Source organism: Rhizobium sp. SVR5-9E, assembly GCF_056755095.1.
Genome location: NZ_JBNDHS010000468.1, coordinates 1 through 264, shown reverse-complemented (window position 1 = coordinate 264; position 264 = coordinate 1). Strand labels below are relative to the sequence as shown.

General features: G+C 62.9%; 1 protein-coding gene. It reads left to right on the top strand.

All coding sequences use genetic code 11. From position 1 onward, the window contains the following. Window positions 1-264 (top strand): hypothetical protein (locus ACPYOJ_RS35655; protein ID WP_481420430.1); only part of this gene is annotated, 264 nt, incomplete at both ends.

The following is a 264-nucleotide window of genomic DNA, read 5'->3' as shown; positions in this document are numbered from 1 at the left end:
AGCGTGAAGAACAGATCGAGCGGGCCGACGACGGTTCGATCTGGAAGGCTCGGATCAGCTTGTCCTACCGGCTCCTGGAGACAGAGGTTTTTGCGTGTAGCGGGCAGGGTGAGTTCGAGGGCTGCTACTCGGGGCGGGACAACCGGGTCTCGCTGACGACAGGGTCGTCGGTCTGGGAGCACGGGTTCGTCACGCTCGACCTGCCTCGGCTCAACGGGCAGCGCATTGGCTCCTACCTGATGAACGAGATCGTTTGCTGGGCAC